We start from the raw sequence: 18464 nt of genomic DNA, 5'->3' as shown, positions 1-18464 counted from the left end.
GGCGGCAACCAGGTCCTCGAAGGCCTCATCCCCACGCGCGCGACGCGCTCAGGCCGCTGTCGGTGATCGGGTCGCTCACAGGGTCGGCTTCACCGTCTTCGGACGGCCACCTCTCTGGCGTGCTGCGTGGGTCGTCTCGTCCGGTCTCCGCGACCATGGTGGCCGCCTCGCCGCGGGCCAGCGCGGCCGTTGCCACGATCACCACCGCCACCGCCGCGATCAGCAGGACGGCCTTGGGTCCGTTCGCGTTCAGCGTTTCGCCGAGGACGAAGATGCCGAGCAGACCGGCCACCACGGGCTTCGCGACCGTCATCGTCGGCATCGAGGCCGTGAGCGCGCCGGCGCGGAACGCCGACTGCTGGAAAATCATCCCGGTCAACGCCAGCAGCAGCCAGGGGACGAATTCGGGCGCGGTCAGCACGGCCAGCGGACCGTCCTCGCCGACTTCGACGATGCCCTTCGTGAGCACCGCGAACAACGCCAGAGCCGAACCCGCCACCACCGCGAGCAGCGCGGCGGCAAACGGGCTGCCCGACCAGATCCGCGCGGCTACCACGCATGCCACCAGCAGCGGCACCATCACCGCGGCCACGACGGCCCACGTCTGGACCGATGCGCGCTGATGGCCGGAGGCCGGGTCGCCCACCACGATGACCACCGCCAGGGCGCCGGCGAGCACCACCGCCCACACCCACTCCCAACTGGTCACCCGGCGCCTCGTCAGCCGCGCGTAGATCGGCAGGGCGAACAGCAAAGCGGTCACCTGCAGTGCGGTCACCAACACCACCGAGCCCCAGGCCAGGGCGGCGGCCTGCAGGCTGTAGTTCAGTACCGCCGCCGAGCCTCCCAACCACCACCGGGTGTCCTTCAACGACATGCGGAACAGCTCGAGGTGGCCGACCTGCTTGTCCGTGATCTCCTGCGCCGAGCGCTGGCGGATCACATCGCCGACCGCGGATGCCAACGCCGCGCACAGCGCGATCAACGCCGCGACATCAACTTTCGACATGAGCGACCCCTCACCTCACGAATGCCCCGACCAAGCTTTCCCTGGGGCTCGGGCAAATACACCAAAAATTTGCGATCAGTTCAGCAACAACTGTATGACGTGCCCCACGCGCTGCTGGTTCGGTGCAGCACCCCCTGTTCTTACGGCACTAACCTATGGAAGGGCTGTGCGAGAGGCTGCGATTCGGTTAAGCGCGCCAGCGGTGGTGTCGCCCCACGCGCCTGCGCCGACGGATCCGGACCGGGAAGATCAGGATGGCGGCGTACGGTCAGCCAAGCTGCTTGAATACTGTTAAGCAGCTGTTGGGAGAGCCGTGATGGCCGGCCCACAGGGAGCAGACGGTGCCGCTACGCGCGGCAGGTGCGCGGGATACCGACCGCGCGAAGGGTAGGTGACGAGCGCATGACGGTTGACGAACCCCACGGCGGAGCCCCGACCGCACCTGAGCCGCGGCCGGTTTCGGCCCCGGTGCCACGCCCGGGACCCCGTCCGGGGCCCCGGCCGCTGAGCTCGGCGCCACGGCCCACCGTCCACCCGGTGCCGGCGCCCCCACGTAGCGATCCGCATCAGTTCGGGCGCGTCGACGACGACGGCACGGTCTGGCTGATCACCGCCGCCGGCGAGCGCATCGTCGGCTCCTGGCAGGCCGGTGACCGCGAAGCCGCCTTCGCCCACTTCGGCCGCCGCTTCGACGACCTGAGCACCGAGGTCACGCTCATGGAGGAGCGGCTCGCGGCGGGAACCGGTGACGCGCGCAAGATCAAGGCCCATGCGTCCGAGCTGGCGGAAACGTTGCCGACGGCGGCCGTGCTGGGCGACATCGACGCGCTCGCGAGCCGCTTGACCAGCCTCCTCGAACAGGTCGAGGCCACGGTCGCCGAGGAGCGCTCCCGCCGCGACGAGCATCGCGCCACCCAGACCGCGCGCAAGGAGGCGCTGGCCGCCGAGGCCGAGGAGTTGGCCGCCAACTCGACGCAGTGGAAGGCCGCAGGCGACCGGCTGCGGGCCATCCTCGACGAGTGGAAGACCATCAACGGCCTGGACCGGAAGGTCGATGACGCGCTGTGGAAGCGCTATTCGGCCGCCCGGGAGGCCTTCAACCGGCGGCGGGGCTCCCATTTCGCCGAACTGGACCGGGAACGCCTGGGTGTTCGCCAGGCGAAGGAACGACTCTGCGAACGGGCCGAGGCCCTGTCCGATTCGACGGACTGGACCGCCACCAGCGCGGAATTCCGCAAGCTGCTCACGGAGTGGAAGGCGGCGGGCCGAGCGGCCAGGGATGTCGACGACGCCCTGTGGCGGCGGTTCAAGGCGGCCCAGGACGTCTTCTTCTCGGCGCGCAACGCGGCGACGGCCGAGAAGGACGCGGAGCTGCGGGCCAACGCCACCGCCAAAGAGGCGCTGCTGGCCGAGGCCGACAAGATCGACACCAGCAACCAGGACGCGGCCCGGGCGGCGTTGCGTTCGATCGCCGACAAGTGGGACGCGATCGGGAAGGTGCCGCGGGAACGATCCGCCGAACTGGAGCGCCGGCTGCGCGCAATCGAGAAGAAGGTGCGCGATGCGGGCGAGGCCGATTGGTCGGATCCGCAGGCGCAGGCCCGCGCGGAGCAGTTCCGGGTTCGCGCCGAACAGTACGAGCAGCAGGCCCAGAAAGCCGCGGCGGCGGGCCGTACCAAAGAGGCCGAGGAGGCCAAGGCCAACGCCGAACAGTGGCGGCAGTGGGCGCAAGCGGCCGCCGAGGCGCTGACGCGTAAGTCCTAGGCTTCCGGATCCCGGGGCGCACGCTCCGCCGGTGCCCCGTCGTCCAGGCTGTCGAGCAGCGTCATCGACTGCTGCTGCGCCGCGACCCGGCGCCGCTGCTCCTCGGCCGCGAGTTGAACGATGGTGCGCGACCACACCACCCGCGTCCATTGGTAGGTCAGCGCGAGTACGAGGATCCAGGCCACGATCAGCCCCACCCCCGGGCCCGGGTGCCCCACCGCGACCGTCTGACGCGACCAGATGGCCAACAGCCCCGCCGCACCGGCGAGCGCCGAGCCCGCGAGCGCGATCCAGGCCAGCGCCCAGCGCCGCGTCACCAGCGCCAGCATGGAGAACCCGACGCCGAACACCAGGGTCAGCCAGGCGAACACCTGCGACGGCAACGCCACCGCGGCCGCGCCGGCCCCGTGGCTGCCGAACAACACATCCCAGCCCCGCACCGCGCCGGTGTGCGGCAGGATGAACGATCCCAGCAGGAAGAAGACCAGTATCGCCACCACGAAACCCCTTGGGCCCGGGTCGAATCCGCGCGCCACCCGGCGCTCGGCGGCCTCGATTTCGGTGCGCAGGGCGGCGACGTGGGGGTGTTCTTGCTTCATCGGGCACATCCAAGGGGTTCTGTGGCTTGCGTGGGGTCGGTGGGTGGTCTGACTGCGGGCATGCCGAGACCGATGCCGCCCGGGCGTTGCCCCGCGGCGTGCGCGTCTCCCGCGCGGGTACGGCGATGGCTGAGGATGCCGGCGTCGGCGATGAGGTGGTGCGGTGCGGCCTGGGTGACGACCGTGGTGACGAGGTCTCCGGGGCGCACCCGGTCCTCGGCGCTGAAGTGCACCAGGCGGCCGTCGCGGGCGCGCCCGGTCATCCGCGCGGTGCGGGTGTCCTTGCGTCCCTCGCCGGCGGCGACCAGCACTTCCACGGTCTGCCCGACCAGCGCGCGATTACCCTCCAGCGAAATCTGCTCCTGCAGCTCGACGAGCCGCTCATAGCGTTCCTGCACAACGGCTTTGGGGAGCTGCCCGTCGAGCTGGGCGGCCGGGGTGCCGGGCCGCTTGGAGTATTGGAAGGTGAACGCGGCCGCGAACCGGGCCTGCCGCACCACGTCGAGGGTGGCGGCGAAGTCCTCTTCGGTTTCACCGGGAAACCCGACGATCAGATCGGTGGTGATGGCGGCGTGCGGCATGGCCGCGCGGACGCGGTCGATGATGCCGAGGTAGCGCTCGGCGCGGTAGGAGCGCCGCATCGCGCGCAGCACCCGGTCGGAGCCCGACTGCAGGGGCATGTGCAGGGCCGGGCACACGTTGGGGGTCTGCGCCATGGCCGCGATGACGTCGTCGGTGAATTCGGCCGGGTGCGGTGAGGTGAACCGCACCCGTTCCAGCCCATCGATGTCCCCGCAGGCCCGCAGCAGCCGTGCGAAGGCGCCGCGATCGCGGGGCAGCGCCGGGTCGGCGAACGACACCCCGTAGGCGTTGACGTTCTGGCCCAGAAGCGTGACTTCCAGGACGCCGTCGTCCACCAGCGCCCTCACCTCGGCCAGGATGTCGGCCGGGCTGCGGTCGACCTCTTTGCCGCGCAGCGAGGGGACAATGCAGAAGCTGCAGCTGTTGTTGCACCCGACCGAGACGGAAACCCAAGCGGCGTAAGCCGATTCGCGCGCGCTGGGCAGCGACGACGGGAACTCCCGCAGCGACTCGGCGATCTCCACCTGGGCGACCTTGTTGTGCCGGGCCCGTTCGAGCAGCGTGGGCAGCGATCCGATGTTGTGCGTGCCGAAGACGACGTCGACCCAAGGCGCCTTGCGCAGCAACGCTTCCCGGTCTTTTTGGGCCAGGCAGCCCCCGACCGCAATCTGCATCTCCGGATTGCCGCGCTTGCGCGGAGCCAGGTGGCTGAGGTTGCCGTAGAGCTTGTTGTCGGCGTTCTCGCGGACGGCGCAGGTGTTGAAGACGACCACGTCGGCGTCGGCACCCTCGACCGCCCGCTGGTAGCCGGCCGCTTCCAGCAGACCCGCCAGCCGCTCGGAGTCGTGGACATTCATCTGGCAGCCATAGGTGCGGACCTGGTAGGTCCGCGGGGCTGCCAGCGTCGAAGTCACGGGGCCATGGTACGGGGATACGGCGTGGCAGCGAGAATTGGACGGTGACGGCATCCAACGGGCCGGACCCGCCGGCGACGGGCCGGCGCGCGACCTACGACGGGAAGTGGAATCGTCGCCACCGAGATCTCCTGCAGCGAGACTCGGTGGATGGCGGTTTCCGCATCGTGGTGGCCGGCGAGGCCGGTTATTCCGATGGTTCTTCACCAGCCGTCCGGGCAGAATAGGCAGCCGTGACAGCCGCGGCCTTCCAAGACCAGATACTGGACAACTACTGCTGGGGGTGCGGCGCCGACAATCCGACCGGTTTACACCTGAAGAGCTACTGGGACGGGGAACTCGCGGTCGCCGAATGGACTCCGCGAGCGGAGTTCGCCGCGGGGCCTCGACACGTCCTCAACGGCGGGATCATCGCCACCCTGCTGGACTGTCATGGCGTGTGCACCGCCATCGCCCACGCCTATCGCCGAGAGCAGCGCGAGATCGGCAGCGACCCTGAGATCTGGCACGCGACCGTGTCGCTGTCTGTCGATTATCTGCGTCCGACGCCGATCGGTGAGACGCTCCGGCTGAGCGCGCGGGTGGTCGATGCCGACGACCGTAAAACATCCGTGGAGTGTGTCCTTTCCGCGAGCGGCAAGGACCGCGCCCGGGCGTTGGTCGGCTCGACCCGGGTCCCTGACGAGTGGCGTCATGGCTCGCCGCAGCCCTCGGGGCGGCCCAGTTAGACCCGGCGGCGCTCCCGTTCGGCGGCCAGCTCGGCGAGGACGACCTCGCACGCCAGGTTCTGACTGTAGCCTCGGCGCGCCAACATTCCGACCAGCCGACGGGTCACTCGCGCGTCATCGCCGTCCAGCGTCTCCCGGCGCAGCTTGGCCCGCACCAACTCCTCTGCCCGGTCCCGTTCGGCAGCGGCATCGATCCCGGACAGCGCCGTGGCGATCACGTCCTTGTCGACACCCTTGGTGTGCAATTCGGCGGCCAGCGCCCGCTTGCTCTTGCCGGCCTTTGCCCGACGCGACCGCACCCACTGTTCGGCGAAATCGGTGTCATCGATCAGGCCGACGGCGGTGAGCCGGTCGAGCACGGAGGCGCTGACCTCCTCGGGGTAGCCGCGTTTGGTCAGCTGGCCGTGCAGCTCGGCCCGGGTGCGCGCCCTCGCGGTGAGCAGGCGCAGGCACAGCGTCCTGGCCTGCTCCTCGCGAGCGGGCTCAGAAATCGACGGGGGCGGGCAGGACGCTGTCATCGGACAAGTCATCGGTCACGACCGCGCCAATGCCGAGCTTTTCCTTGATCTTCTTCTCGATCTCGTTGGCCACGTCGGCGTTCTCCACCAGGAAGGTGCGGGCATTCTCCTTGCCCTGGCCGAGCTGCTCGCCCTCGTAGGTGAACCAGGAACCCGACTTGCGGATGAAGCCCTGCTCCACACCCATGTCGATCAGCGAGCCTTCCCGGCTGATCCCCCTGCCGTAGAGGATGTCGAACTCGGCCTGCTTGAACGGCGGCGACACTTTGTTCTTGACGACCTTGACCCGGGTGCGGTTACCGACCGCGTTGGTGCCGTCCTTGAGCGTCTCGATCCGCCGCACGTCCATGCGCACCGACGCGTAGAACTTCAAAGCCTTTCCACCCGTGGTGGTTTCGGGGCTGCCGAACATCACCCCGATCTTCTCGCGCAGCTGGTTGATGAAGATCGCGGTGGTGCCCGAATTGTTCAGCGCACCAGTCATTTTCCGCAGCGCCTGGCTCATCAGGCGGGCCTGCAGGCCGACGTGGCTGTCACCCATCTCGCCTTCGAGTTCCGCGCGCGGCACCAGCGCGGCCACCGAGTCGATGACCAGGATGTCGAGCGCGCCGGAGCGAATCAGCATGTCGGCGATCTCGAGGGCCTGCTCCCCCGTGTCGGGCTGGCTGACCAGCAGGGAGTCGGTGTCCACGCCGAGCTTCTTGGCGTAGTCCGGATCCAGGGCGTGCTCGGCGTCGATGAAGGCCGCGACGCCGCCGGCGGCCTGGGCGTTGGCCACCGCGTGCAGGGCGACGGTGGTCTTACCCGAGGATTCCGGGCCGTAGATCTCCACGACCCGGCCGCGGGGCAGGCCGCCGATGCCCAGGGCCACGTCCAGTGCGATGGATCCGGTCGGGATGACCGAGATCGGCTGACGCATCTCGTCGCCGAGACGCATCACCGAGCCTTTGCCGTAGCTCTTTTCGATCTGGGCCATCGCCAGTTCGAGAGCCTTCTCGCGGTCGGGGGCTTGCGTCATGGTGCCTCTCCTATGGTTCGGTGTGTTCGGTGACCGGTATCGGTCGGTTGGCCGTGACACTAGGGAAGGCCACCGACAAGTTGACTCACCGAACGTTCCCCACAGTAGCCGAACACCTGTTCGATTCAAGTGGACACGCCGGACCCCGCCAGCCTGTGTGGCAACATCTGCTACCGACAGGCGCCGACGGGGCCTGTTAGCGATGGGGACGCCTCACCCGAGAGCCAGACACTCACCGTCGGCGCTTCCTCACCACAACTGGGGCGGATTTCCCCTTGAGAGATACATGGACATCTCCGCTGAGCTAGCCGAAACCTCTTCCTACAACGGGTTTTTCGCGTTGACCGTGGGCGGCGACGCGACCGGCTGGCACCCGGTCGGCCGGTCCTACGCCGACGGCTTCACCGACTTGGTCGACGCCACCGCCCGGCGCTACCGCACGACGGACCTGCGGATCGCCGCCTCGCTGGTTCATCTCGGCCACGCCACCCGCCTGTGGTCGCCCGTGCTCGCATGCGCGCTGGGTCATGGCGTCGTCCCCGACCTCGACGACCTGCAGCGGGCCGACGACGGGGCCCGACTGCGGTTACCCGCGCCCGTCGGACAAGCGGTCGACCAGCCGCCGGCGAAGTTGCTCTACCGCATCGTCATCGAACAGCACATGGAGCCGCTCGCCGCCGGCCTGCGGGTCAAGCTGGCGCCCGCCTTGCTGGCGGGCAATGTCGCCTCCGCGCTCATCGGGGCGTCCCGGGCGCTCCTCTCGGCGCGGCCCGACCTGCGCGGCCCGATCGTCGGCATCACGAACTCGCTGCTGGGCACCGGCATGCTGGCCGGATCCGGCATCGTGACCGGCCCGCATCTCGACTTCAGGCGTAGCAGCTGCTGCCTGTTCTATCGCCTGCCTGGGCGGTCCGTGTGTGGCGACTGCGTCCTTCCCCGCTCCACAGGCGGATAGGCCTCACCACTGCTCGCGCGGCACGTCGAAGTCCACGCACAGGGCCCGCCACACGTCGCGGGGATCGACCCCGTCGTCGATCGCCTGCGCGGCGGTGCGGCCGTTGAAACCGGTCAGCACGTGGTCCGCCAACACCGAAGATCCATACGCCGCGCCGAATCGCAGGACGACCCGCTCGTTGAATTCCGTTAGCCGCACGCCAGCAAGATACCCACCGGGCAGCGATCGGACACCGGCCGCATCAGCGCCAGCTGGCCGGCAGGTCGATCAGGTGATTGGGGCAGTAGTCCTGGACGGCCTCGGACATGATGGTCCGCGCGCGCTCGGCCGACATTCTCGAGCGCAACTGCATGAAGGCGTATTCGGCCGGCGCGAATCCCTGTTGAGCGCCCACCGGGTCGTCCATCAACTGGCATGCCTGCTGCTCGTCACCGCTGTCGGCGTGGGCGACGCCCGAGCCGTACACCAGGGCGACAAGCAGGCCGCCGGCCGCGATCGTCTTCATTGCCGTTGCCCTCCTGTCGCGAACAAGGCGATCATCTTGCCAGCGCTTCGTGGCACACCCGGACCGGATCCGCCACGCCGGTGATGCTAGCGGCGGCGCGTTGGGCGGCCTCGCGGTAACGGGGTGATGACAACACCTCGTTCACCGCGGCGACCAGCGCCTCGGCGGTCAGCGGCCGGATCAGCCGCCCGCTGCCCTGCCGGACCACCCGGTTGGCCATCTCCCACTGATCCCCGCCGCCGGGCACCGCCACCAGCGGCACCCCGGCCAACAGCGTCTTGGCCACCATGCCGTGCCCGCCGCCGCAGATCACCAGGTCGGCGTGCCTCAACAATTCGGCCTGGCTGCCCAGCCCGACCACCGCCCAGGGCGGCGCCTGCAGGTCCGCGCCCGCCAGCCGCGAGACCACCAGCCGTGATCCGGCCGGCAGCGTCTCCCCCGGCCGCAGGTGGGCCAGCGCCACCTCCGCCAGCCCCTCGGTCCCGGTCAATGCGGTCGACGGCGCCACCACCACCACGGGCCCGGTGCCCGCCGGGATGTCCAGCACCCGATCGGTCGGTTCGAAGTGCAGCGGGCCCACCACGACGGCCTCCGCCGGCCAGTCCGGCCGCGGCACCTCGAGGGCGGGCAGGGTGGCGATCAGCCGCCGCAGCGGCCCGGGGTCGCGGGCCGGTAGTCCGATCTCGACCCGTACGGCCGCGCGCTGCCGCAGGCCCGCGCGCCAGGACCGCGCGGTGAGCGCCCGCATCGTGGCATCGCGGAGCCGTCCGCGGATGCCGGTGCCCGGCGCCAGTCCACTGCCGATCGGCGGCAATCCCTTCGAGGGCAGGTACAGCGGATGCGGGTTGAGCTCGATCCAGGGGATGTCCAGCAGTTCGGCGGCCATGCCGCCGCCGGCGGTGATGACGTCGGACACCACCAGGTCGGGCGCCAGCTCGCGCAGCGCCGGCACGTTGAGCACGGCCATTCGCGCCGCGCGCCGATGGATCCGGGCCCCGGCATCGACGTCCTCGTCGGTGGCCACCAGCCCTTCCAGCGGGACGGCGCCGACGCCGGCGGCGCGTGCGATGTCGAGCCACTCCTCACCGGTGAACAGCGTGGGCTCGTCGCCGGCTTCGGCGAAGCGTTGGCACAGCGCAATCGCGGGAAACGAGTGCCCGGGATCCGGCCCGGCGACCACGGCGACGCGCATCGGCCCTACCCTGCCACAGGGGGCGACGGCAGCACTCGCCTACGCTGGCCATCATGACCGAGGTGACCGGGACGACCGTTGCGAACATCCGCACGGTCGAGAGCTTTCTGAACGCCCTGCAGGACGCGGATTACGACGCCGCAGACGCGGCACTGGACGACAACCTCGTCTACGAAAACGTCGGGCTGCCGACGATCCACGGCCGCGTCAGGGCCATGAAGCTGTTTCGCCAGATGGACGGCCGCGCCGCCTTCGAGGTGAAGATCCACCGCATCGCTGCCGACGGCGGGGCGGTGCTGACCGAGCGCAGCGACGCCCTGATCTTCGGCCCGCTGCGGCTTCAGTTCTGGGTGTGCGGCGTGTTCGAGGTCCACAACGGGCGAATCACGTTGTGGCGCGACTACTTCGACTTCTTCGACATGTTCAAGGCCACCCTTCGTGGCCTGGCGGCGGTGGTGCTGCCGTCGCTGAGGGCGACGTTCTAGGCCGCGACTAGCTGGCGCCGCGCAAACCGCCGAGTTCGTCGAACGCCTGCGCCCAACCGACCAGCCGGTCGGTGGCCCCGGCCAGCTCGGCGCGGTAGCGCTGCGAGGCGGCCAGCTGATCGCCGTTGGCCGAGGACACCAACTGTGCTGCGGCGGTGACCATTTCGTTGTACTGGCGAACGCCGGCACTCAACTGCGCGGTGAACGCGTTGATGGTAGGCACCAGGTACGCCCGCGATGATTCGCTGGACTGAGCCGCCCGCTCCATCGACACCACCTCCGCGGCGGTGGCCGCCATGGCCGCCGAGGTCTTGTTGGCCGCCGCGGTCAGGTCGCTGATTTCGGCGGTGGGCAACATCGAGCCCCGCTCGATCACGTTCAGCAGGGAGAGGAAGCCCCGCTCGGAGGCGCCCAGCGCGTACATCGCGGGCCGCGCCGCCGAGCCGGGCGGCGGCAGCCGACGCACGTTGGCCGGCCGGGGAGCCGGCAGCGGCTCGGACCGCAGCCACCTGTAGCGCAGCAACAGCAGCGTGGCCGGGACGGCCATGATGACCGCGACGGCGCCGGTGATCTCCAGCAGCAGCGCGAACCATCCCCAGGCCGCCAGCAGCATCGTCACCACCGCCCAGAACACGCAGCCGGCGGCGAATATCAGGCCCCACCGCAGCGCGCGTCGGCGTCGCCGCAGCAGCCGCGCCCGCGGATCCGCGGCAGCGCTGAGCTTCTGGGCCACCAGGCCGGAAATGTCGGCGGCGGTGGCCAACCCGCGCCCCAGCAACGTGCGCCAGAGCCCGCGCCGCGTCTCGCTCACCGCCACGACACCGGGCTACTGGCCAAAGGGCTTCTCGGTGACGGCGCCCCCGGCGGTCTCGGCGGGCGCGGGGGTCGCCTCCGGAGTGGCCCCGGCGGCGGGGGTCCCACCGGTCGGTAACGCTTCGCCGCGCATCGACGCGCGGATCTGCTCCAGCCTGGAGTGACCGGCCATCTGTACGCCCGCCTGCTCGACCTCGAGCATGCGGCCTTGCACCGAACCCTGCGCGAGCTCGGCCGATCCGATCGCGTTGGCGTAGCGGCGTTCGATCTTGTCGCGCACCTCGTCGAGGCTGGGCACGTTGCCGGGCGCCGCGATTTCGCTCATCGACCGCAGCGAGGCGCTCACCTGTTCCTGCATCTTCGCCTGCTCGAGCTGGCTGAGCAGCTTGGTGCGCTCGGCGATCTTCTGCTGCAGCACCATCGCGTTCTGCTCGACCGCCTTCTTGGCCTGGGCGGCCGCGCTCAGGGCCTGATCGTGCAGCGTCTTGAGGTCCTCGACGCTCTGCTCGGCGGTCACCAGCTGGGCCGCGAACGCCTCGGCGGCGTTGTTGTACTCGGTCGCCTTGGCGGCATCGCCGGCGGCGGTGGCCTGATCGGCCAGCGTCAGGGCCTGACGCACGTTGACCTGCAGCTTTTCGATGTCAGCGAGTTGCCGGTTGAGCCGCATCTCGAGTTGGCGCTGGTTGCCGATCACCTGGGCGGCCTGCTGGGTCAGCGCCTGGTGCGTGCGTTGCGCTTCCTCGATGGCCTGCTGAATCTGCACTTTGGGGTCGGCGTGCTCGTCGATCTTCGCGTTGAACAGCGCCATGAGGTACTTCCACGCTTTGACGAACGGATTGGCCATGAGTGAGCTCCACCTTCGCTTCTTGGGGGCCGGATGGCCCCTGGATGGGCCGTCTCTTGTCGCTCAATTTAGTGGGTCGGCGCCGATCGCCCTACCCCTGGCGCTGGATCGTTGCGCCGGGCACGCTCAGGCGATCGCCAGAGAAGCCACCGGCGGGATGACGACCTTGGTGTCGGCGTCGATGCTGGGACCGCGCAGAGCGTCGGCGGGGGTACCGTGGGCCGCCCTTTCGTGAGCCCTTTCGACGCCGGCCATCCGCTCGCCGGCGTCGGTGAGCACCGACGAGATCGGGACCGCTAGCGCGTCGCAGATCGCGTTGAGCAGCTCGCTGGACGGCTCCTTGCGCCCGCGCTCCACCTCGGACAGATATCCGAGACTCACCCGCGCCGAATCGGACACCTCGCGCAGCGTCCGGCCCTGTGTCGTCCGGGCCTCGCGCAGCACGTCGCCGATGACCTCGCGCACCAATGGCGGCATGTCTGCCCCTCCTTCGTCCAGTCAGCCCGCGCGGGGCGGAATCGACCCGTCCGGCAGGCGCTCACTACGTGAAACGCGGGCGCGGGGGTCTTGGTTCCCGTTCAGCGAGAAGAGAATCAGTGGGTCGTCCGGCGCACTTCACGCACGGTCGACACCACATAGTCGATGCCGGTGACGATCGTCAGCACCATGGCCGCACCCATCACCACCGCCGCCACCACCCGGAACGGCCCGGGCGTTCCTGCCCAAGGCAGGACAAACAAGCCGATCGCCACCGCCTGTACCACCGTCTTGACTTTGCCGCCCCAGCTGGCCGGGATGACCCCGCGGCGGATCACGGCCAGCCGCAGCACGGTCACCCCGAACTCGCGCGCCAGGATCACCACCGTGACCCACCACGGCAGGTCACCGAGCATCGACAGCCCGATCAGCGCCGATCCGACCAGCGTCTTGTCCGCGATGGGATCGACGAACGCCCCGAATTCGGTTGCCATGCCGTAATTGCGGGCCAGCAGGCCGTCCAGCCGATCGGTGATGCAGGCGCACGTGAAGATCACGAAAGCCACGACCCGGAAGGCGATATCGTGACCGTCCTTGGCGAACAGCGCGAGTAGGAAGATGGGAACCATCACCAGCCGCAGCAACGTCAGGGTGTTGGCGAGGTTTGCGATATGGACGCGGCCTGCCATCGGACCCGTTTGCGGCTGCCCCGACACCGCAACAGAATAACTGGTACCAGCGCACCCGTCTTCGATGCCGATACAGTTAGCCGTGACCGAAAGTTCGCATGACTATCAACCGGTGGTGCGACGCGCGCGAACGTCCGATGTCCCCGCGATCAAGCAACTCGTCGACACGTACGCGGGCAAGATCCTGCTCGAGAAGAATCTGGTGACGCTGTACGAGGCCGTCCAGGAGTTCTGGGTGGCCGAACGCGACGGTGACGTGGTCGGTTGCGGCGCACTGCATGTGATGTGGTCCGACCTGGGCGAGATCCGTACCGTCGCCGTAGCCCCGTCGATGACCGGCCACGGCATCGGCCACGCGATCGTCGACCGGTTGCTCGAGGTCGCGCGCGAGTTGCAGCTCAAGCGGCTTTTCGTGCTCACCTTCGAGACCGAGTTCTTCGGCAAGCACGGCTTCACCGAGATCGAGGGCACGCCGGTGACCGCCGAGGTGTTCGAGGAGATGTGCCGCTCCTACGACATCGGTGTCGCGGAGTTCCTGGATCTGAGCTACGTCAAGCCCAACATCCTCGGCAACTCCCGGATGTTGCTGGTGCTGTGATGCGCCGAGCGTGAAGCGGTTGCGAAAAATCGGTCGAAAAGTCGCAATGGTTTCACGCTCGGCGTTATTCGGGCTCGTCCTCGCTGTCTTGGCCCAGGCCCCGGATCAAGGCCAGCGTTCCGGCCAGCTCGTCGGGCTTGACCAGCACCTCACGCGCCTTGGATCCCTCGGACGGCCCGACGATGCCGCGGGTCTCCATCAGGTCCATCAGCCGGCCGGCCTTGGCGAAGCCGACCCGCAGCTTGCGCTGCAGCATCGACGTGGAGCCGAACTGGCTGGACACCACCAACTCGACGGCCTGCAGGAACACGTCCATGTCGTCGCCGATGTCCGGGTCGACGTCGGCGCGCTCGCCGGTCGGCTTGGCCGTGGTGACGCCCTCGGTGTATTCGGGCTCGGCCTGGTCCTTACAGGCGTTGACGACGGCGTGGATCTCATCGTCGGTGATGTAGGCGCCCTGCAGGCGCAGCGGCTTGCTCGCTCCCATCGGCAGGAATAGGCCGTCGCCCATGCCGATCAGCTTCTCGGCGCCGGCCTGGTCGAGGATCACCCGGCTGTCGGTGAGCGACGACGTGGCGAACGCCAGCCGTGACGGCACGTTGGTCTTGATCAGGCCGGTGACCACGTCGACCGACGGGCGCTGGGTGGCTAGCACCAGGTGGATGCCGGCCGCGCGGGCCTTCTGCGTGATCCGCACGATCGCGTCCTCGACGTCGCGGGGAGCCGTCATCATCAGGTCGGCCAGCTCGTCGACGATCGCCACCACGTACGGATAGGGCCGGTATTCGCGCTGGCTGCCCAGCGGCGCGGTGATGGCGCCCGACCGCACCTTCTCGTTGAAGTCGTCGATGTGGCGCACCCGCGAGGCCTGCATGTCCTGGTAGCGCTGCTCCATCTCCTCGACCAGCCAGGCCAGCGCGGCGGCGGCCTTCTTCGGCTGGGTGATGATCGGGGTGATCAGGTGCGGGATGCCTTCATAGGGCGTCAGTTCCACCATCTTCGGGTCGATCAGGATCATCCTGACCTCCTCCGGGGTGGCCCTCGTCAGCAGCGACACCAGCATGGAGTTGACGAAGCTGGACTTGCCCGATCCGGTGGAGCCCGCGACCAGCAGGTGCGGCATCTTGGCCAGGTTCGCCGAGATGAAGTCGCCTTCGATGTCCTTGCCCAGCCCGATCACCAGCGGGTGGTGGTCGCGGCGGGTCGAGGGTGCGGTGAGCACGTCGGCCAGCCGCACCATTTCCCGGTCGGTGTTGGGGACCTCGATGCCCACGGCGGACTTGCCGGGGATCGGGGCCAGCATGCGCACGCTCTCGGTGGCCACCGCGTAGGCGATGTTCTTCTGCAGCGCGGTGATCTTCTCCACCTTCACGCCCGGGCCCAGCTCGACCTCGTAACGGGTGACGGTCGGGCCGCGGGTGCAGCCGGTGACGGCGGCGTCGACCTTGAACTGGGTGAGCACCTCGCTGATGGCGTCGGCCATGACGGTGTTGGCGGCGCTGCGCTTCTTCGGCGGGTCCCCCGCCACCAGCAGGCTCAGTGACGGCAGGGTGTAGGGGCCCTCGACGACCCGGTCCAGCACCTCGGTCTTCTTCTTGTCGCGACGGCGGCTTTTCCCGATGGCCGGCTCCGGCGTGGTGGGAATGTCGTCCTCGTTGTCGCGCAGCGCCGGGGCCGGGTCAGCCGTCGGCCAGGACGGCGGCTCGTCGTCGGGACCGAGCCCGCTCTCGTCGTAGTAGTCGTCGGAAAAGTCTTCGGCCGCAAGGGAATCCGCGTAGTCATCGTAGTCGTACCCGTCGTCGCCAAGCCTGGCGCCGACCATGGCGCGGACCGCGTCGGGCACCTCCCGGATGGTCGTTCCGGTCAGCAACAGCAGACCGAACATGAAGCCGATGAACAGCAACGGCGCGGCGATCCAGGCCGTCAGCCCATCCGACAGGGGGCCGCCGATGGCGAAGCCGATGAACCCCGCCGCGCGGCGGCGCGCTTCGGGGTCTTCGGGCGAGCCGGACCACAGGTGGCGCAGGCCGAGGACGGACAGGGCGATCAGGGTGGCGCCCAGGATCAGCCTGGGCCGCGCGTCCGGATTGGGTTGGGTGCGCATCAGCGCCACCGCCACCGCGGCGGTGACCACCGGCAGCGCCAGGACGCCCGCGCCGACGAAGGTGCGCAGCAGCGTGTCGACCCACGCGCCGACCGGCCGGGCGGCGTTGAACCACGAGCTCGCGGCGACCACGACGGAAAGGCCCAGCAGCATCAGGGCGATGCCGTCGCGGCGGTGTCCCGGGTCGATGTCGCGGGCCCGCCCGATCGACCGTGCCGCGCCGCCGGTGCTGCGCGCCGCCATCAGCCAGGCGGCGCGCAGGGCGCGGCCGCCGGTCAGCCCGGCGGCCACCAGCAGCGAATGGTTGCGCCGCTTGGCGGGCCTGCTCGGCCGCTTACGGGGCGCCGCCGGCCGTGCGCGACCCGACCCACGTCGCGAGGTGGCCTTTGACCTGCTCGTTCGAGCCTTGGAGCGGGCGGCGGTCTTGTTAGCCATGTCGGCAAGGGTAGTCGCATCGACATCATCTGCACCACCCGCCACACTGGTATCGCCTCGGGCAGGTCAGCCATCTGGCGGGTTGGCTGCGGCGCCGCGTGAGTAGGGTGGACAACCGGTGACCTAGATAACAGAAGCCATGCGCGTCACCCACCCCGTAGCCCCAGGAGGCCCCAGCATGCCCGTCGTCGTCGTTGCCACCATGACCGTCAAACCCGAATCGGTCGACACAGTCCGCGACATTCTCACGCAGGCGGTGGAGGAAGTGCACAACGAACCGGGCTGCCAGTTGTATTCATTGCACCAGTCGGGCGAGACGTTCGTCTTTGTCGAGCAGTGGGCGGACCCCGAGGCGCTCAAGGCCCACAGCACCGCTCCCGCCGTCACCAAGATGTTCACCGCGGCCGGCGACCACCTCGCCGGGGCGCCGGACATCAAGATGCTGCAACCGGTCCCCGCGGGCGACCCGGACAAGGGTCAGCTCCGGTCCTGATGACCCGGCCACTCGAAGGCAAGGTCGCCTTCATCACCGGCGCGGCGCGCGGCCAGGGACGCGCGCATGCGGTGCGACTGGCCGCCGACGGCGCGAACATCATCGCGGTCGACCTGTGCGACCAGATCGCCAGCGTCCCCTATGCCCTGGCCACCGAGGAAGACCTGGCGCAAACCGTCAAGCTGGTCGAGGACACCGGCGCCCGCATCGTGGCCGCTCGTGGCGACGTCCGCGACCGGGAATCGCTGTCGGCCGCCCTGCAGGCCGGCCTGGACGAGTTCGGCCGGCTCGACATCGTCGTCGCCAACGCCGGTATCGCTCCGATGCAATCCGGTGACGACGGCTGGCGCGACGTCATCGACGTCAACCTCACCGGCGTCTACAACACCATCAAGGCCGCCATTCCGACCATGGTCAAGCAGGGCGCCGGGGGCTCGATCGTGCTGATCAGTTCGAGCGCCGGGCTGGCCGGTGTCGGCAGCCCGGACGCCGGTTCCGTCGGCTATGCCGCCGCCAAGCACGGCGTCGTGGGGTTGATGCGGGTATACGCCAATCTTCTTGCCACGCAGTATATTCGGGTCAACTCGATCCACCCGTCCGGTGTCGAAACCCCGATGATCAACAACGAGTTCACCCGTGAGTGGCTGGCCAAGATGGCCGCCGCGACCGAGACACCGGGAGCCATGGGCAATGCCATGCCGGTCGAGGTGCTGCAAGTCGAAGACATCGCCAACGCGGTCGCGTGGCTGGTGTCCGACCAGGCCCGCTATATCACCGGCGTGACGCTCCCGGTCGATGCCGGCTTCCTGAACAAGTAGTCCCATGGCACGAAACCGCGCCGCGCAGACCGTCTTTGGTCCCATGGTGTTGACGGCCGTCGAACAGAACGAGCCGCCGGGCCGCCGCCTGGTGGACGACGACCTCGCGGAACTGTTTTTGCCCGCACCACTGCGGTGGCTCGTGGCCACGACACGCGCGGCGCCGGTGCGCCGCTTGATGCTCCGCGGGTCGGAGTGGTCCGGCCGCGGGCTGTGGGTGAACATGGCATGCCGCAAGCGCTTCATCGGCGACAAGCTGGCCGAGGCGCTCGACGGCGTCGACGCGGTCGTCATCCTGGGCGCTGGGCTCGACACCCGCGCCTACCTCATGACCCGCCAGGTCCGCATCCCGGTGTTCGAGGTCGACCTGCCGGTGAACGTCGCCAGGAAGCTCAAGACGGTCCGGCGGGTGCTGGGCGGCCCACCGATGTCGGTTCGGCAGGTGGCGTTGGACCTCGAGCGCGACGACCTGCTCACCGCCCTGGCCGAGCATGGCTATCGCACCGACTACCGGACGTTCTTCATCTGCGAGGGCGTCACCCAATACCTGACCGAAGCCACCGTCCGACGGACGATGGAGGGGCTACGCGCGGTCGCGCCCGGCAGCCGTCTGGTATTCACCTATGTCCGTAGGGATTTCATCGACGGCACGAATAGGTATGGTACGCGCACGCTGTACCGCAGTGTCCGGCAGTTGTGGCACTTCGGCTTGCAGCCCGACGAGGTCGCCGGTTTCATCGGGGAATACGGTTGGCGGCTGCTCGAGCAAGCCGGCCCCGACGAACTCGTCCGGCGTTACGTCGAGCCGACAGGTCGCAAACTCAAGGCCTCGCAACTGGAATGGTCGGCCTACGCGGAGAAGCGCTAGCCGCTCCACGACACATACACGTCTGCGACGACGCGCCGAAAAACGTGGCGGCGGTT

The 18464-nt window shown here is 69.1% G+C and carries 21 protein-coding genes; 8 read left to right on the top strand and 13 right to left on the bottom strand.

Annotated elements, in window-relative coordinates; genetic code table 11:
* Positions 1–25 precede the first annotated feature (25 nt).
* On the bottom strand, positions 26–1009 hold the full coding sequence (locus KXD96_RS12605; RefSeq protein WP_260744864.1) for a DMT family transporter: 984 nt from the start codon (positions 1007–1009) through the stop codon (positions 26–28).
* 402 nt (positions 1010–1411) lie between these two features.
* On the opposite strand from KXD96_RS12605, the gene KXD96_RS12600 reads away from it, so the two are divergent.
* Complete coding sequence (locus tag KXD96_RS12600; protein WP_260744863.1) at positions 1412–2773, top strand: DUF349 domain-containing protein; 1362 nt, start codon at positions 1412–1414, stop codon at positions 2771–2773.
* On the opposite strand, the gene KXD96_RS12595 is transcribed toward KXD96_RS12600, so the two are convergent.
* Both KXD96_RS12595 and miaB read right to left on the bottom strand, forming a co-directional pair.
* Complete coding sequence (locus KXD96_RS12595; protein ID WP_260744862.1) at positions 2770–3381, bottom strand: hypothetical protein; 612 nt, start codon at positions 3379–3381, stop codon at positions 2770–2772. The genes KXD96_RS12600 and KXD96_RS12595 overlap by 4 nt on opposite strands.
* On the bottom strand, positions 3369–4811 hold the full coding sequence (miaB, locus tag KXD96_RS12590; RefSeq protein ID WP_260745350.1) for a tRNA (N6-isopentenyl adenosine(37)-C2)-methylthiotransferase MiaB: 1443 nt from the start codon (positions 4809–4811) through the stop codon (positions 3369–3371). Before miaB ends, KXD96_RS12595 begins: the two co-directional genes overlap by 13 nt.
* 290 nt (positions 4812–5101) lie before the next feature.
* Here miaB and KXD96_RS12585 point away from each other — a divergent pair, with 290 nt between their 5' ends.
* Positions 5102–5596 carry a PaaI family thioesterase gene (locus tag KXD96_RS12585; protein ID WP_260744861.1) on the top strand — a complete coding sequence of 165 codons (495 nt, stop codon included), beginning with the start codon at positions 5102–5104 and terminating at the stop codon, positions 5594–5596.
* Here the strand turns inward: KXD96_RS12585 and recX are convergent.
* Positions 5593–6114 carry a recombination regulator RecX gene (gene recX, locus KXD96_RS12580; protein WP_260744860.1) on the bottom strand — a complete coding sequence of 174 codons (522 nt, stop codon included), beginning with the start codon at positions 6112–6114 and terminating at the stop codon, positions 5593–5595. The two genes, KXD96_RS12585 and recX, sit on opposite strands and share 4 nt — an antisense overlap.
* Positions 6080–7132, bottom strand: coding sequence for a recombinase RecA (recA, locus tag KXD96_RS12575; RefSeq protein ID WP_260744859.1), 1053 nt, complete (start codon positions 7130–7132; stop codon positions 6080–6082). The genes recX and recA overlap by 35 nt, the downstream gene beginning before the upstream one ends.
* A gap of 286 nt (positions 7133–7418) precedes the next feature.
* Between recA and KXD96_RS12570 the strand changes: the two genes are divergently transcribed.
* A complete protein-coding gene (locus KXD96_RS12570; protein ID WP_260744858.1) occupies positions 7419–8087 on the top strand; it encodes a (2Fe-2S)-binding protein in 669 nt (222 codons plus the stop codon).
* Between the two features lie 3 nt (positions 8088–8090).
* Here KXD96_RS12570 and KXD96_RS12565 read toward each other — a convergent pair whose 3' ends face one another.
* Genes KXD96_RS12565 through KXD96_RS12555 form a run of 3 tightly spaced genes read right to left on the bottom strand, consistent with a single transcriptional unit; the run spans position 8091 to position 9784 of the window.
* Complete coding sequence (locus KXD96_RS12565) at positions 8091–8309, bottom strand: DUF3046 domain-containing protein (RefSeq protein ID WP_260745349.1); 219 nt, start codon at positions 8307–8309, stop codon at positions 8091–8093.
* 19 nt (positions 8310–8328) lie between these two features.
* The gene (locus KXD96_RS12560) at positions 8329–8592 is read right to left on the bottom strand and encodes a hypothetical protein (protein ID WP_260744857.1); all 264 of its coding nucleotides are present in this window, start codon (positions 8590–8592) and stop codon (positions 8329–8331) included.
* A 31-nt stretch (positions 8593–8623) separates the two neighbouring features.
* Positions 8624–9784, bottom strand: coding sequence for a glycosyltransferase (locus KXD96_RS12555; RefSeq protein ID WP_260744856.1), 1161 nt, complete (start codon positions 9782–9784; stop codon positions 8624–8626).
* Between the two features lie 53 nt (positions 9785–9837).
* On the opposite strand from KXD96_RS12555, the gene KXD96_RS12550 reads away from it, so the two are divergent.
* Positions 9838–10269, top strand: coding sequence for a limonene-1,2-epoxide hydrolase family protein (locus KXD96_RS12550; protein ID WP_260744855.1), 432 nt, complete (start codon positions 9838–9840; stop codon positions 10267–10269).
* A 7-nt stretch (positions 10270–10276) separates the two neighbouring features.
* Here the strand turns inward: KXD96_RS12550 and KXD96_RS12545 are convergent, their stop codons facing one another.
* From KXD96_RS12545 to pgsA, 4 genes are all read right to left on the bottom strand, one after another.
* Complete coding sequence (locus tag KXD96_RS12545; RefSeq protein ID WP_260744854.1) at positions 10277–11086, bottom strand: phage shock envelope stress response protein PspM; 810 nt, start codon at positions 11084–11086, stop codon at positions 10277–10279.
* A 9-nt stretch (positions 11087–11095) separates the two neighbouring features.
* On the bottom strand, positions 11096–11926 hold the full coding sequence (gene pspA / locus KXD96_RS12540; protein WP_260744853.1) for a phage shock protein PspA: 831 nt from the start codon (positions 11924–11926) through the stop codon (positions 11096–11098).
* A gap of 126 nt (positions 11927–12052) precedes the next feature.
* Positions 12053–12403, bottom strand: a complete 351-nt coding sequence (gene clgR, locus KXD96_RS12535) for a transcriptional regulator ClgR (RefSeq protein ID WP_260744852.1) — start codon at positions 12401–12403, stop codon at positions 12053–12055.
* A 116-nt stretch (positions 12404–12519) separates the two neighbouring features.
* Positions 12520–13092: a CDP-diacylglycerol--glycerol-3-phosphate 3-phosphatidyltransferase gene (gene pgsA, locus KXD96_RS12530; protein WP_260744851.1), complete on the bottom strand. Its 573-nt coding sequence runs from the start codon at positions 13090–13092 to the stop codon at positions 12520–12522.
* A gap of 64 nt (positions 13093–13156) precedes the next feature.
* Between pgsA and KXD96_RS12525 the strand changes: the two genes are divergently transcribed.
* Positions 13157–13690 (top strand): amino-acid N-acetyltransferase, encoded by a 534-nt coding sequence (locus KXD96_RS12525; protein WP_396878544.1) that lies wholly within the window; start codon positions 13157–13159, stop codon positions 13688–13690.
* A 64-nt stretch (positions 13691–13754) separates the two neighbouring features.
* Here KXD96_RS12525 and KXD96_RS12520 read toward each other — a convergent pair whose 3' ends face one another.
* Positions 13755–16229, bottom strand: a complete 2475-nt coding sequence (locus KXD96_RS12520) for a DNA translocase FtsK (protein ID WP_260744849.1) — start codon at positions 16227–16229, stop codon at positions 13755–13757.
* Positions 16230–16407: 178 nt separating this feature from the next.
* Between KXD96_RS12520 and KXD96_RS12515 the strand changes: the two genes are divergently transcribed.
* Genes KXD96_RS12515 through KXD96_RS12505 form a run of 3 tightly spaced genes read left to right on the top strand, consistent with a single transcriptional unit; the run spans position 16408 to position 18408 of the window.
* A complete protein-coding gene (locus KXD96_RS12515; RefSeq protein ID WP_065440787.1) occupies positions 16408–16722 on the top strand; it encodes a putative quinol monooxygenase in 315 nt (104 codons plus the stop codon).
* Positions 16719–17540 (top strand): mycofactocin-coupled SDR family oxidoreductase, encoded by an 822-nt coding sequence (locus KXD96_RS12510; protein WP_260745348.1) that lies wholly within the window; start codon positions 16719–16721, stop codon positions 17538–17540. The genes KXD96_RS12515 and KXD96_RS12510 overlap by 4 nt, the downstream gene beginning before the upstream one ends.
* Positions 17541–17544: 4 nt before the next feature.
* A complete protein-coding gene (locus KXD96_RS12505; protein ID WP_260744848.1) occupies positions 17545–18408 on the top strand; it encodes an SAM-dependent methyltransferase in 864 nt (287 codons plus the stop codon).
* Positions 18409–18464: the final 56 nt, after the last annotated feature.

The organism is Mycobacterium sp. SMC-2, assembly GCF_025263485.1.
Classification (GTDB): domain Bacteria; phylum Actinomycetota; class Actinomycetes; order Mycobacteriales; family Mycobacteriaceae; genus Mycobacterium.
Note: the sequence above shows the minus strand (reverse complement) of the source record. Positions and strands in the feature narration are given on the sequence as shown.

Excerpts from the sequence above, each read along its gene's own strand:
- KXD96_RS12605 (WP_260744864.1), bottom strand. The coding sequence starts at position 1,009 with ATGTCGAAAGTTGATGTCGCGGCGTTGATCGCGCTGTGCGCGGCGTTG.
- KXD96_RS12600 (WP_260744863.1), top strand. The coding sequence starts at position 1,412 with ATGACGGTTGACGAACCCCACGGCGGAGCCCCGACCGCACCTGAGCCG.
- KXD96_RS12595 (WP_260744862.1), bottom strand. The coding sequence starts at position 3,381 with ATGTGCCCGATGAAGCAAGAACACCCCCACGTCGCCGCCCTGCGCACC.
- miaB (WP_260745350.1), bottom strand. The coding sequence starts at position 4,811 with ATGAATGTCCACGACTCCGAGCGGCTGGCGGGTCTGCTGGAAGCGGCC.
- recX (WP_260744860.1), bottom strand. The coding sequence starts at position 6,114 with ATGACAGCGTCCTGCCCGCCCCCGTCGATTTCTGAGCCCGCTCGCGAG.
- recA (WP_260744859.1), bottom strand. The coding sequence starts at position 7,132 with ATGACGCAAGCCCCCGACCGCGAGAAGGCTCTCGAACTGGCGATGGCC.
- KXD96_RS12570 (WP_260744858.1), top strand. The coding sequence starts at position 7,419 with ATGGACATCTCCGCTGAGCTAGCCGAAACCTCTTCCTACAACGGGTTT.
- KXD96_RS12560 (WP_260744857.1), bottom strand. The coding sequence starts at position 8,592 with ATGAAGACGATCGCGGCCGGCGGCCTGCTTGTCGCCCTGGTGTACGGC.
- KXD96_RS12555 (WP_260744856.1), bottom strand. The coding sequence starts at position 9,784 with ATGCGCGTCGCCGTGGTCGCCGGGCCGGATCCCGGGCACTCGTTTCCC.
- KXD96_RS12550 (WP_260744855.1), top strand. The coding sequence starts at position 9,838 with ATGACCGAGGTGACCGGGACGACCGTTGCGAACATCCGCACGGTCGAG.
- pspA (WP_260744853.1), bottom strand. The coding sequence starts at position 11,926 with ATGGCCAATCCGTTCGTCAAAGCGTGGAAGTACCTCATGGCGCTGTTC.
- clgR (WP_260744852.1), bottom strand. The coding sequence starts at position 12,403 with ATGCCGCCATTGGTGCGCGAGGTCATCGGCGACGTGCTGCGCGAGGCC.
- pgsA (WP_260744851.1), bottom strand. The coding sequence starts at position 13,092 with ATGGCAGGCCGCGTCCATATCGCAAACCTCGCCAACACCCTGACGTTG.
- KXD96_RS12525 (WP_396878544.1), top strand. The coding sequence starts at position 13,157 with ATGCCGATACAGTTAGCCGTGACCGAAAGTTCGCATGACTATCAACCG.
- KXD96_RS12520 (WP_260744849.1), bottom strand. The coding sequence starts at position 16,229 with ATGGCTAACAAGACCGCCGCCCGCTCCAAGGCTCGAACGAGCAGGTCA.
- KXD96_RS12515 (WP_065440787.1), top strand. The coding sequence starts at position 16,408 with ATGCCCGTCGTCGTCGTTGCCACCATGACCGTCAAACCCGAATCGGTC.
- KXD96_RS12505 (WP_260744848.1), top strand. The coding sequence starts at position 17,545 with ATGGCACGAAACCGCGCCGCGCAGACCGTCTTTGGTCCCATGGTGTTG.